10 protein-coding genes are annotated in these 13,756 nt (G+C 45.1%); 4 read left to right on the top strand and 6 right to left on the bottom strand.

Features of this window, described 5'->3' with window-relative positions; genetic code table 11:
- Positions 1-16: 16 nt before the first annotated feature.
- Positions 17-691, bottom strand: a complete 675-nt coding sequence (gene rpiA / locus AC1VYS_RS10755; protein WP_482914228.1) for a ribose-5-phosphate isomerase RpiA — start codon at positions 689-691, stop codon at positions 17-19.
- Positions 692-1,196: 505 nt separating this feature from the next.
- Between rpiA and AC1VYS_RS10750 the strand changes: the two genes are divergently transcribed.
- Positions 1,197-2,942: a methyl-accepting chemotaxis protein gene (locus AC1VYS_RS10750; RefSeq protein WP_482914962.1), complete on the top strand. Its 1,746-nt coding sequence runs from the start codon at positions 1,197-1,199 to the stop codon at positions 2,940-2,942.
- Positions 2,943-2,984: 42 nt separating this feature from the next.
- On the top strand, positions 2,985-6,689 hold the full coding sequence (locus AC1VYS_RS10745) for a non-ribosomal peptide synthetase family protein (protein ID WP_482914227.1): 3,705 nt from the start codon (positions 2,985-2,987) through the stop codon (positions 6,687-6,689).
- Positions 6,690-6,860: 171 nt separating this feature from the next.
- Here the strand turns inward: AC1VYS_RS10745 and AC1VYS_RS10740 are convergent, their stop codons facing one another.
- The 3 genes from AC1VYS_RS10740 to AC1VYS_RS10730 all read right to left on the bottom strand — a co-directional run bounded on the left by AC1VYS_RS10740 (position 6,861) and on the right by AC1VYS_RS10730 (position 8,914).
- On the bottom strand, positions 6,861-7,481 hold the full coding sequence (locus AC1VYS_RS10740) for a TraX family protein (RefSeq protein WP_482914226.1): 621 nt from the start codon (positions 7,479-7,481) through the stop codon (positions 6,861-6,863).
- Between the two features lie 57 nt (positions 7,482-7,538).
- Positions 7,539-8,099, bottom strand: coding sequence for a GNAT family N-acetyltransferase (locus AC1VYS_RS10735; RefSeq protein ID WP_482934509.1), 561 nt, complete (start codon positions 8,097-8,099; stop codon positions 7,539-7,541).
- A 341-nt stretch (positions 8,100-8,440) separates the two neighbouring features.
- Entirely contained in the window at positions 8,441-8,914 is a 474-nt protein-coding gene (locus AC1VYS_RS10730; protein ID WP_482914224.1) for an RbsD/FucU family protein, read from the bottom strand.
- 210 nt (positions 8,915-9,124) lie between these two features.
- Between AC1VYS_RS10730 and AC1VYS_RS10725 the strand changes: the two genes are divergently transcribed.
- Together AC1VYS_RS10725 and AC1VYS_RS10720 are read left to right on the top strand one after the other, a co-directional pair.
- The gene (locus tag AC1VYS_RS10725) at positions 9,125-9,547 is read left to right on the top strand and encodes a MarR family winged helix-turn-helix transcriptional regulator (protein WP_482914223.1); all 423 of its coding nucleotides are present in this window, start codon (positions 9,125-9,127) and stop codon (positions 9,545-9,547) included.
- A gap of 29 nt (positions 9,548-9,576) precedes the next feature.
- Positions 9,577-10,917, top strand: coding sequence for an MFS transporter (locus AC1VYS_RS10720; RefSeq protein ID WP_482914222.1), 1,341 nt, complete (start codon positions 9,577-9,579; stop codon positions 10,915-10,917).
- A gap of 220 nt (positions 10,918-11,137) precedes the next feature.
- Here the strand turns inward: AC1VYS_RS10720 and bcbE are convergent, their stop codons facing one another.
- Both bcbE and AC1VYS_RS10710 read right to left on the bottom strand, forming a co-directional pair.
- Positions 11,138-12,526, bottom strand: a complete 1,389-nt coding sequence (gene bcbE / locus AC1VYS_RS10715; RefSeq protein WP_482914221.1) for a bacillibactin exporter BcbE — start codon at positions 12,524-12,526, stop codon at positions 11,138-11,140.
- 95 nt (positions 12,527-12,621) lie between these two features.
- Positions 12,622-13,710, bottom strand: coding sequence for a phosphotransferase family protein (locus AC1VYS_RS10710; RefSeq protein ID WP_482914220.1), 1,089 nt, complete (start codon positions 13,708-13,710; stop codon positions 12,622-12,624).
- Positions 13,711-13,756 lie beyond the last annotated feature (46 nt).

Genomic DNA, 13,756 nt, shown 5'->3' with positions numbered 1-13,756 from the left:
CCCACTCTCGATAAATTCATTGCGGACGGTGAAGCTCATCTATAGTGCCATCTTCTTTCGCGATGATCACAACGTCTGCCATATTCACGAATAGTCCATTATCCACGACACCTGGTAGCATATTCAGTTGCACGTTAAGCTTGGCTGCATCAGCAATGGCTCCCATCTGACAGTCTGCAATCAGATTTCCGTTATCTGTAAGGTATTGTTCCTCTCCGTTCATTCGCCACTTCGGCTGACATCCCATTTTTTCAAGTGTCTGAAAGGTCCATTCTGAGGCAAAAGGTACGACCTCAACCGGCAAAGGAAATTTCCCGAGTTTTTGTACAGCCTTGCTACCGTCGGCAACAATAATCAGTTTATTGCTGTTCGCAGCCACTATTTTTTCACGCAGAAGTGCTCCGCCACCGCCCTTGATCAGGTTAAACTCCGGATCGACTTCATCCGCTCCATCAATCGTCAGATCCAGTCGTCCGATTTGGTCAAAAGGAATAATCGGAATCCCCCATTCCCGTGCCAGCTTGTCCGAAGCCTCTGAGGTAGCCACTGCCTGAATATTCAGACCTGCCCGTACCCGCTCCCCAATTTTACATATCGCAAAATATGCGGTTGAGCCTGTACCCAAACCAACCTTCATTCCATCTTCAACGAACGCTGCCGCATGTTCTGCCGCAATCTGCTTCAGATTCATTATTTAACCCCCGCCTGCTCTTAATTTGTATGAAACCATATGTATTTATTATAGATAAAACCTCATCCGATGTATATCCATGCTTCCAAGCCAGATGAGTCCTTTCCTGATGATAAATGGTGTAATTTTTCTCGCTATGTTATAGAATACAGAATGAAACTAAAAAATGGCAATTTTTAATAATAAACAGTACTAATTACCTATAAAAAGAATCCTATGTCCATAAATACGTAAAAAATTAAAAAAGTTTTAACAAAACTATTCAATTTAACGACATTTTACACGACATAATAGATATAGATGTGTTTTAATAATTAGACACACATGGTTTCAAAAGGTACATAAGTCTTGCATAGTAATCAATAACCAAGACCATTGTCTCATATTCCCCTAGGAGGAGATGACTGAATGAAGTAACTTTTTTACACCGTAAGCACACCTTACAGATTCTTAATTTATAGAAGATCAGGAGTGGAGTTTAGTGAAATCATTGAGTTGGAAAAACATGTCGTTTTTCTCCAAAAATTTATTGCTCTCATTTACCAACATTATCATTATCGGCGTGGCTTTGATTGCAAGCAGTTATTACTTCCAAAGAACGGTTCTCGTCGATCAGCTTCATGGACAAGTCGCACAGATTACGAAAAAGTGGGCCCAAGATATTAATCCTGCAGATGTACAAACTGCAATTACAGAGCGTAGCTACGAAGGTACTGCACAGACGAAACTGAGAGCCTATTTCGATGAGATGCAAAAATATTATCCTAACATTGCACAAGCCTATATCTTTGGTGTGGAGCTTGGCGGCGACAACAAACGGTTAACCTCCCTTGTTGCGATGCCAACGAACCTGAGAGAGGCTTTTCAGAGCGATAACGTAAATATTGGCGATATGTACGAACAACCGGTCGTTGTAGCCAATGCCCTGAAAGAAATGCTGAATACCGATCGTCCAACGTTTACGACCTTTTATTCTGATGACTTCGGAACCTGGACAACCATTGCTTATCCAATCAAAGACAACAACGGCAAAATTTTCGCTTACTTCGCTGTCGATGCGGATGCCAAAGCAGTTCCTGCAGGTCTGAACTCGTTGTTATTAAACGGAATTATTATTCTCGTGGCGTTCTTGCTCCTGTTCCTCATTATTCAATACCTAGTCGTTAAAAACACCCTCTCCCCGATTCGTCATCTGATTAAAGGCATTGATGAAGTCAGCAGAGGTAATTTGGATGTCAACATACCGACAGGAAAAGATGATCTGGGACTTGTTAACGAGAAATTCAACGTCATGGTACGCCGAATCAACGACACTATCGTAAAAGTGCAAATGACTTCTCAGGAAGTGAATCAATCCGCGAAGGAACTCTATGAAGTCTCTGAACGCAACAGTGACAACGCAGACACCATCAATAGCAACGTCACCCATATTTCTTCCAATATCCGCTCGCAGGAACAAGCTACCCGTGACAGCGCACGTGCAATGTCTGAGATGGCTACCGTCATTCAGACCATTGCGAGCAGTTCCGCAAGTGTTGCGGATGAGGCCTATGAGATGGAGCGTCGTTCACAGCAAGGTAACAGTGTGGTTCGTCAAGTATCTGAACAAATGAACCTGATTACTCAATCCGTGAAAAATACGGCTTCTGCAATCGAAGTGCTGGAGAGCCGTTCACAGGAAATCGGCGATATCCTAAACATTATCTCAGGGATATCGAGCCAAACTAACCTGCTCGCTCTTAATGCATCCATTGAAGCTGCTCGTGTAGGTGAAGAAGGAAGAGGTTTTGCCGTGGTTGCCGGCGAAGTACGTAAGCTCGCCGAACAGTCTGAACAGGCAACCAGTCAGGTTGGCGTATTGATTCAAGAAATTCAAGCCGGTATTAAACAAGCCGTGCAAGCCATGGAACAAGGTACTTCTGAAGTAGATACGGGTCTCTCCGTAGCAGATCAGACCGGTCAATTGTTCGATGAAATCCTTGAAGCGGCGAAAAAGGTATCCCATCAGATTCAGGAAGTGTCAAGTGCAACTCAGGAAATTTCAGCTGGCACAGAAGAAATGACCGCAACAGCCGATGACTTGTCTGCAAGTGTAAGCAAGACAGCGGATAGCAGCGAGAAGATTTCTGTATCTGTGGACGAGCAAAAGGCATCTCTGATTACACTGGTAGACTCCTCCACTCGACTTAATGATATGTCTCAAGAGTTACAGGAGTTAATCTCTCATTTCAATGTAAGCAGGCAAAAATAAAAATAAACCAATATTCAGTTACAACCAAGGAGGATACCTGAAGTGATTGAAAACCAATCATTATCCCTCTCCGTGGAATCTGGCTTACCTGTTCTTCAGATTCCATTGGATTATGGACGTCGCCAGCAAACATTCTCTTATGAGTCTACTCATATTACATTGAAAGCGTCATTGAGTCGTGAACTTAGACAGAAGTTTGAGGAACAGATGGTGTACCCTGCTTTCCTTTCAGCTTATGCGGCCTTGTTATTCCGATTGTCTGCTGAACAGGAGCTAGCGATCGGAGTACTTGCTCCCGACCAGGCTGCTTCTTATCTTTCAATACAGGTTCAAGGAAAGACAACTTTCAGTGAACTACTTACACAGATCACGCAGCAGCTTCAGATTCCTTATACACAACAAACCGGAGGATATCCTGAGACATTGTTCATGCTGAACAGCGTACAATTGCCTCAGGCACCTCAGGTGATGAATTGGAACGTTCGTTATGATCAGGATGAAATGATACTCGATCTATTTTATGACCGTTCGTTATTACAAGAATCAACCCTTTTGCGGTATGCAGAATATTTTCAGACTTTGCTTCTCGCTCTTTTGCGTGATGATGGCAGAGCCATTGGCGCAGTAGACATTCTCTCGGCTTCAGACCGTTTGATCTATCGAGAAATGAACGACACCGCAGTCCTTGAACCAGCCCATTCAACAATTCATGGCTGGTTCGAAGCAACTGCCGCAGCGTACCCGGATTCCCCGGCGATCACTTCACTTTCTGCGGCTTATACGTATCGCGAGTTGAATGAACGCGCAAATCAGGTAGCTCGTGTTTTAATCTCAAACGGATTGAGGCAAGGTGAATTCGTCAGCATTTTTATGGATCGCAGCCTAGATACGATTATTTCGTTGCTCGGTGTTCTTAAAGCAGGCGGTGCCTATGTGCCGATTGATCCTGAACATCCGCAAGAACGTAACAGTTACATTGTCGAAGATACAGCCTCGCCGTTTGTACTGACAACCGAGGCCTCGTTTGATCAAGCCAAAGAATTATTCTCCAGTATTTCTACGGTACGTCAGATTCTTTCCGTAGACGGACGGCTTGCAGGATTTGCTGCCAGCAACCCCAATCTGGATATCAAACCGGATGATCTCGCTTATGTCATTTATACTTCTGGCTCTACCGGAAAACCGAAGGGTGCACTCATCGCCCATCGAGGTGTCACTAATCTGGGCAGTGTCGTACAGCGCGACTGCGACATTCAATCCGGCGATGTATTAACTCAGTTTGCCACATACAGCTTCGATGCATCGGTATGGGATACCATCGGCGCTCTGTTCTATGGTGCTGAGCTTTATCTCTTGTCTGCGGAAGAGCGGGTATCTATTGAAGAATTTGCAAGTGCAATTGAGCGAACAGGCACAACAATCATTACGATTTTGCCTACCATTTTCTTCAATCAACTGGCCTCTTATCTTTCAGATGAAGGCTTTCATAAGCTGGCAAAAGTGCGCATCATCACCGTAGCCGGAGAAGCACTCTATGGAGAGCAAGTTCGGGCTTTCCAACGCAAATTTGGCAATCAGATTGACATTGTTAACGTGTACGGTCCGACTGAATGCACAGTGGCTACCACTACACACCGAATTAGTGAACAGGTTCCAGGACACGTCGTTAACATTCCAATTGGCAGACCTATTCATAACTACAAAGTATACATTGTCAACGAAGAGCAGCAACTCTGCCCTGTAGGTGTACCTGGTGAAGTATATATCTCCACTCCTGCTCTTGCCAAAGGATACTTGAATCAGCCAGAGCGGACGGAACAATCCTTTATTGATAGTCCTTTTGCTATGGGTGAGAAAATCTACAAGTCCGGAGATATTGCCAAATTGCTAGATACAGGATTATTGGAATATGTGGGGCGCAGTGACTCTCAGCTCAAAATCCGAGGACACCGGATCGAGATCGGCGAGATCGAAGATCATTTGGCAAGACTGGAGCAGATTCAAGATGTTGCCGTAATTGCGAAAAAGGAAGCGGACGGCCAAAACATGCTCGTAGGCTACTTTACATCCAAAGATGGGAGCACACTCTCCGTAGCTGACATCAAAGCAACACTTTCAGAGAAGCTGCCATCATACTTTGTACCGAAGTGGATCTGCCAGCTGGATGAGATGCCTATTGCTCCAACCGGAAAAATCAATCGCAAAGCTATGGTATCCATGCCACATGCTGAACGTCATACCGAGAAGCTAGACCGCGTGATGCCTGAAACAGAAACGGAATCTATTCTCTTCCAAGCATGGAAGGAGATTCTACAGCATGAGGAGTTTGGTGTCGAAGACAGTTTCTTCAGCATTGGTGGTGATTCCCTGCGTGTCATCCATGTATTGGTTCTTCTGAAGCCACATTATCCGCAGCTGAAAATCGCTGATTTCTTTGCTGAAAAAACAATTCGCGCGCTTGCTCGACGTGTAGCAATTTTATCAGAACAACGTGAACCAGTTAAACAGACATCCACTGCAGATGGCATCATCACTCAGCTTTCGGAACATCCTGTGGAGCTATCTTCCCAACTTGGTTACCCAGACATTCTTCAGCCTGAACATGTGCTGCTGACTGGTGCAACCGGTTATCTCGGCTCGCATGTATTACAGCAGTTAATTGTAACGTCTTCGGCACGCATCTACACCCTTGTTCGTCGCCCAAGCAGTGATATGACAGCCATGGAACGTTTGAGCAAGGTGATGCAAGGTTATTTCGGCAAACAACTTGCTGACCAGCTTGTGAATCGTGTCGTTATCGTTGAGGGAAATTTGGAGGAAAAAAATCTGGGGCTTTCCGCCGAACAGCAACGTTTGCTCGAGAAAAAAATCGATCGTGTCATTCACTGTGCGGCTGATGTACGCCATTTCGGAGAGGCGGCTCAGTTCGCTAAAACCAATGTCGAGGGTACAGTTGCTTTGTTAAACCTGATACGTCACAAAAAAGGAGCTTCGTTCCATCACGTCTCCACGATGGGTATACCTGAAGATCTGGCCCTAAGCGGACAATGGGAATCTACATTGCAATATGACCGTTTCCCGGAAGATCTGCATGTGGACAACGTCTACTCAGACAGTAAACTCGAGGCCGAAAAAGTACTCATGACCGCCGCAGAAGAAGGCGTGCCGGTCAGCATTTACCGTGCAGGCAACCTGACATGCGATTCTCATACCGGTCGTTTTCAGACTAATATCGATAGCAATGCCATCTACCGCATGATCAAAGCGATGCTGTTGCTGGGCAAAGCCCCTGCCGCGGACTGGCTGATGGACTTTACTCCGATCAATTATGCCAGTGAAGCGATCGTACATCTTGCTTTGCGTCAAGATACAGCTGGACGTGTGTTCCACATCTGTAATCCGGAGCCGATTCACTATGACACACTAGTTGAAGCGGTAAAGCTCGCTGGTTATGACGTCGAAACCATGCCATTTGAAGACTACAACAGCTGGTTATTTGATGCGAGCATAGCAAAAGAACCGGAAGCTTTGCAGCTGGCCATTGCCCAGTTGGAAGGCGATGGAGCGAAAGATTCAGCATATGCCTACGCATCACCTGTTACAACGGCATATGTCGAACCAGCCGGAATTTTCTGCGCCAAGACCGATGAGCGTTTCATTCATACTATGTTGGACTATGCTGTTCAAATCGGTTATTTCCCAGCACCGATTCGACCAAATTATGGAACAACAAAGGTAGCAGAGTAAACGGGTTTTGATCATTGATTAAGTACAACTGGAGCTAAAGTAATAAGCCAAGTTCTCGCCCATTACGGCAAGAACTTGGCTTTTTTTACTGCCCATCATTGAGAAGGCTTAGAATCATGTCATTACGTTCGTCCACAGACGGTGCTTCTGAGCTTAAGCCACTTCTCGGTTCTATATCCAACGAATCACCGCAATGATCGCCAGATGAGCCGGATAGAAATAACGCCAGATCCATCGTGGCCCTTTCAAGCGAAAACCTGCCTGGTAGTACTGTGCGATAGCTATACCGGTTGTCGCAAGCACGCTATACATCTGGAGAAAACTATGGTGCAGCATCAGGTAAAGAACATTTAATATAACATGTGCCATAACCAGCACTGGCCCTTTGAAATACCGGAACAACAGCACCAATATCAAACCATACATACCATAATCCATATGCGTCCATTCCATAACCAGTCCTGCCCCGATTGCAATCGGGATACTAATCAGCTTCGAAGGTAGTCGATCCAAAGCTAGCAGAACCAACAATGCCGACCAGAGAGTCCAGACGACATTCAGCGAAAAATGATTAAACGCAGCCATAAACGGCACTTGGGAAATCACTGCGATCCAGAATAACCGCCATATGTATTTCTGTACGTTACGTGTATGCTTGTAGCCGATAAATACGGCAAACGCATAGATTGGAAAAGCGATACGACCGATAATTCGGAGTTCAATCACATGTGGAAAAAATACAGCTCCTATATGATCAATCAGCATCGTTATCATGGCAAGCCACTGCATCATATCTGGTTATCCCTCCATATCCCGTCAACAACAGCTGATGTAACTGTAACATTTTTATCAAGATTTATTTTCGTACTCAACGTTACATTCATAATACATGAAGCTTTGATCCTGTGTATATCCTTCGGATTCATATAAGGCTTGTGCCTGCCGATTACTGATCGCTGTAGAAAGCGAAATACGAAGAATATGTTGCTCCTTAGCCTGTTTCATAACGGCCCGCAACAGTTTTCTGGCTATCCCTTTCTGTCGATACTTCGAATCCACATACAGGTCGTTTAGAATCCAGATCGGTCCCATCGAAACGGAACTATAACTGGGATAAATCTGTACCAAACCCATGGCTGTATTAGGCACCCCCGATTCTTCGATATGTTTTTCCTGAATGGCAACGTCGGTGTTCACATCTATATCTGCGTCAGAGGATGAACCTTCTTCTTTTCCTTCGTTACACTCAGCTATGTAAATAATTGAATCCTGATTAATCATTCGTTCCTGAATAAAGCTGGACGCTCTCTCCAAATCCGAATCCTGACCATAGAACATACGGTATTCATTAAAAAGCCTGGATACCTCAGCAATATCACCTGGCTTTGCTTGTCTGACTCTAATTTCCATGCCCTTCATTCCCTTCATACTGTTCATTCCTTTTCCTTCATACTGTTCATTACATCATATTATTACATTACATTCCTCGCAGCGTATCATTCTTAAATTCATTGTAAAAGAAACCATGCCTTTCTCCCATTCATCAACCGGAGTAAAGTTTGCATTTATCTATCCTTCAGACTGGACACTTTTTCTGTACCGTTCTCTACATTCAGTCCATTATTGATAACCAGATGCAAACATCCTGATCTCAAGATGATTCAATTCATCATAGGGAAATATATAAAAACTAAAGCTCAGGCAAACGTAAAAAAGCGACGAAAGCCTCGCCAGCTGCGTCGCCATAATTTTTAATAGGTTTCTGAATTCAACCGCTCTTGAGCGGGTCCCGGTTCAGGGAAAATAACTCCCTTTTTCAAAATGAGGTTCGCGTATTGAGCACGTTCCCCCGTCGCAACAATGACATAGGCCTTGGCAGCGCGCTCATAAAAATCAAAACGATCCTCGTATTCGAGTGCATCGCTCATATCCTCGTATTCTTCAATCAACCTCCGGTAATCTTCCCAGATGATCGGAATAACCGGATCTCCCTTAACCACTTGCATTACGGCTGCTGGCCGCTCTACATAAGTATCCAGCGGAAAGAGCTTTAATATCGCTTCTAGTAGCTGTGCGGTGCCTATACCATCACAGCGTACTAAACGCTGCGCATGACTGGCGGCCGGAAAATTGGCATCGGTGAGAACGAGTTCATCGCCATGCCCCATTTCGGACATCAGTTTGAGCAACTCGGGCGGAAGGATGGCAGGAATATTTTTCAGCATCGTTAAACGCTCCTTATATAACAGATTTTATTATTATGGAAGCCGTTTCATCCTTATTCTAACAGGATTTTTTACGCTTTGCATCGTTATACTCGGCTCCTTTCCTTCAACAATTGTCTTTGACAAAGTTACTTGTTCCACATATAGTTGTTATAACAAGTATATGAATTTTAGAGATATTCCTCTACGGAAAGCGAGGTTCATCGATTCATGGATTATTCTTTGGAGCAATCTGTTGGATTCATGCTCGGACTCACTCACCGCAAAACAGCTGCCCTTCTAGCAGCACAATTCAAACCCTACGATATTACGACAGAGCAATTCTCCGTGCTTTTTAATGTGGTGCGTAAGGAAGGCGTTAACCAGAAAGAAATGGCAGGGTATGTGTTCAAAGACCAGCCTACCACTGCAAGGATCATTGATTTATTGGAGAAAAAAGGTTGGGTCGAGCGCCGTACAAGTGATCAGGACCGTAGAGCGTACCTGCTGTATCCTACCAAAGAGGGCAAAGCATTAATTGATGTGCTTGTTCCGATCGAAAGAGAAATGAATAAAAAACTTGCAGAAGGTATACCGGAAGACCAGATGGAAACATTTAAACATACTCTTTCCCTCATTAATCACAATCTGTAACTATCACAACTCAGGGGGAATGTTTCACCATGAAAGATCAATCTGCACCTGTCCGATTATGGACGACTGATTTTATTTTACTTATGTTATGTAATTTTCTATTATTCTTGCAACTACACATGATCGTTTCACCACTACCCTCGTATGTACAGGATCGATTCCATGCCAATGCATTTCAAGTCAGCCTGTTTACCTGCCTGTTTGCATTAAGCGCCATTGCGGCACGACTCTATTCTGCCAAAGCACTGGAAAAGGGTTTGCGTAATGCAATGATTTATATCGGCTTGTCCGTAGCCCTGCTTGCCACGCTTGGCTATTATTTTGCTGCGGGTATCGCTGTTCTGCTTCTGCTCCGTATGGTGTTCGGTGTTGGATTCGGACTAAGCAGTACTGCATTTCCGACCATGGCATCTGACATTGTACCTGTTAAACGCATGGGAGAAGGGATGGGATACTTTGGGTTGTCCACCAGCCTTGCGATGTCCATGGGGCCCATTATTGGCGTTACCTTACTGCAAGGAGCCGGATTTGTCACACTCATGCTAAGTACTGCTGGTGTGATCGCTGTAATCTATCCACTCAGTTATACCCTGACGCGAAAAAAGGCGGCCCGAACTCCACAAGTTGCTGCAAAGCAGGCATCTCAACTAAAGCAACCGAATGGCTCCGTTGCATCTGTTTCAGGTAGCAAACCGGGTTCTAAAGCCAAGGCGCCATTTAACCGTAAACTGATCCTGCCAAGTGTACTGAACGGTTTGCTGTCTATTACGTACGGCGGACTGGTCGGATTTATCGTTTTGTATGGTAAAGAAGCACACTTAGCTAACCCTGCACTGTTCTTTCTGTTTAATGCACTGGCTGTTCTGCTCGTCAGACCGTTTGCCGGTCGAATTTACGACAGTAAGGGGCCAAAAGCATTATTGATTCCTGGAGCGATATGTATCGCCATTGGACTGATCACGCTTTCCTGGGCAACAACGATGCCTATCTTGTTTGTGGCTGCTTTTATCTACGGCATTGGCTATGGTTCCATGCAATCTTCGTTGCAGACCTGGATGATTCAGGTGGTATCCCCTGCTCAGCGAGGCATGGCGAACGGTATGTTTTTGAATACACTCGATCTTGGTATTGCCACAGGCGCACTTCTGCTTGGCTCCATCGCCTCCCTGACCAGTTATACGGAAATGTATCGTTATTCTGTCTTATTTATGGTCATGTTCCTGCTCATCTATCTGATTCAGGGAAAACGGAGCGGCAGCTTCCAGATCGAAACGCATCCGCTGTTATCACATACCCATATTGCTGCCACGGATAATACTCCATCAACCGGCTCCAATGATTCACACAGAGAATCCAAGAAGAGAAATTAATGGAGTTTCGTTTCACTTCATAACGTTTTTTAACATCACCTTATCCGGAACATAGGTATTTTTGAAAAGTTTCAAACTAACCTCATCAGATGTGATGAGGTTAGGACAAAAACGCGTTTACATCTGGCAAGCAGCTGTACTGCCTGCCCAGACGTAAACGCAATTTTTAGGTTTACCTTTTACGTAAGGCATCATTCAGTTGTCCAAACTGGTGCCCAAACTAAAAAGGACTTTTTTTACGGCGCAGGGGTGAAGGTCTATATCCTTGATCGGTTTCACTTTCTTGCACACGCCTTTTGCGGAGCTTATCTTGACCGTCCTGACTGCCTCGCTTCTCTTGCTGATCCTGCTTGTCCTCTTCATCCCGCTTCTCCAGATCCTTCTCCTTTGATCCAGTACCCGAGGACGGTTCTCCATCCTTATTAGGTTTCACTGCGAGCAATGTGAGCAAGCCTCCGACCGCACCTGACGCAGCCAGAATGCCAAAAAGCAAAAAATGATAGGAGCCAATCAACAAAGAAACAACGGGCGGGCCCAAAGAGACTCCGATAAAACGCATGCTGCTGAACAATGCCGTAATTGTACCGCGTTGCTTTTTATCCACACCTTCTGTAATCAGAGTATCCAGACAAGGCAGTGCAGCCCCAATACCGGCACTTCCAAGGGTAAATAATCCAACAACAACGTAGATATTATCGAACATGCCTATGATCCCCAGTGATACAGTTACTAAAGCTAGTCCAGCAAAACCGAGCCATTTCATACGTGATTTATTTTTACCTATCCACTTCCCGGCCATAAACGAAGCCAGACATAACGAAGCCAGCGGGATCGCTAAAACAAGCCCTTTGACTACACCTTTGAGCGCAAATTCACTCTCCAGCGTTTCAGATAGATAATAAAGAACACCAAAAATAAGAAACATGCAGATTCCGCCGATCGCAAACAAAGCGTATAACCAGCGTCCCTTTTCTTTGAGTACGTCACGGATGGAAGCAACAAATTCCGAAAATGTAGGCGGTTTTTCCTTCCTCTTCGGTGTTTTCACCAGGAATATAACAAGGATGAGCGAAATAAGACAAAGCACCGGAATCGCCAGAAACGGCGAATACCACAACCATACCGCCAGCGCCGCACCGAGAATCGGACTAAGCACTTTGCCAAAGGTATTCGAGGTTTCAATAATGCCCAGACTTTTACTCACCTCATCTTCATTCTTGAACATGTCCCCGACAAGAGGTATGACAATCGGAAATGCACCTGCTGCACCTACTCCCTGCAAAAACCTTCCCCCAAGAATCGTCCAGTAAGCAACATCATTGTTCAGTATCCATGCAGCAACCCCTGCGATGGCCCCTCCAACGGCCGCAATGACAAGACTGGGAATAATAACGGCTTTCCTCCCGAATCGATCCGATAAATATCCTGCCAGAGGAATCAGCAGAATGGCCACTACAGCATATACCGTAATCAGCATACTGACCTTGAATGAAGATACCTTCAATTCCCGTTCAATCTGTGGCAAAATCGGTATAAGCATGGAGTTCCCCAGTGTCATAATAACAGGGATGGAAGCAAGTGCGACAAGGTCCCACTTTTTATCAGACATACCCTAACCACCTTCGCAGATTCTACACACAACAGCGTTATTGTCGGTTAATCTGGGGGCGATTATTCAGCATATGTCAAAATGGATAGGTTCCATTAGCGGAATTGTTCGATCTTCCATTTTTCCAACAAATCCAACGTACGCTCCTCAAATATTCGGCCATCTTCCGGTTGGTCTACCTGATGCTGATGAACGTAGGCGTTAAAGTATGAGGACAATAGACGATACGCAAGCCGGCGTGCTTGCCCTTCTGGTGAGGATTCAAGGGAACGGCCGTAACCTGCGTGAAATGCGGCTGAATCCGTGTTGAGGATGGCCTCATATTCCCGATCGGCGAACATCGAACGATCTCCATCAATCACAGCGGCAATACTCATCTTGTCTTTTTCCCCCTGCACAAGCACATTGGCTGCCCATAGATCATTATGGACAAGCACAGGTTGCTTGATCTGATCAAAAAGGGCTCTGTGTTGCTGGAAGACTGCCGTAATCTCTTCCCCGACACCAGGCATATACCCTATTTGAGCGGCCTTTCTGCTTATTTCTTCGGCTATCTTCAGCAACACCTCAGACCAGTGATCCGATCCGCGAATCGAGCCGTCCGCCTGAGGCCAACCGAATGATGATCCTTCGATACGATGCATCGCCGCCGTATACTTACCTAATTGCGTATATAAATGTTCCTTATCCTTCGCTTCGATAGATTCGTGATCCAATTGCAAACTCGGGATGAATGTCATAAACATATAGGTTCGCGGTACTTCCAGACCACTGTCATCACAAGACAATACTTCGGGTGCAGGAATGCCTGCCTTACGGTAGTGATTATACACGACAGGTTCCGAGGCCATCATTGTGCGTTCAAACGAAAACAAGGGATCACGCTCGATTTGCTCCCCGCTCTTTTCAGTCCCTGGATGTTGCACACGTTCGGGAGCAAGTCGCAAAATGATATCTGTGATTGGTGTATTCTCCAGTTGAATGCGATATGTTGTATTAAAAAGACCGCCTTGCAGCAACCCAAACTGTTTTACGATAACGTGATCTCCAAAATGTTTGTGTACCAGTGAATAAAGCAGTTTCGTTGATATTGGGCTGTGTAAGCCCGAATTAGGTTTTTGATCTTGGTGTTGATTTGCATTTGCATGTTGATCTTGGTGTTGATTTGAGTGTTGGTATGCCATATTGTTTTCCCTCTTTTCATTCTCTCCTCGAATGTACTAATCAATA

Source organism: Paenibacillus sp. G34, assembly GCF_056856875.1.
The sequence above is the reverse complement of the archived record's forward strand: the minus strand, read 5'-3'. Positions and strand labels throughout refer to the sequence as shown.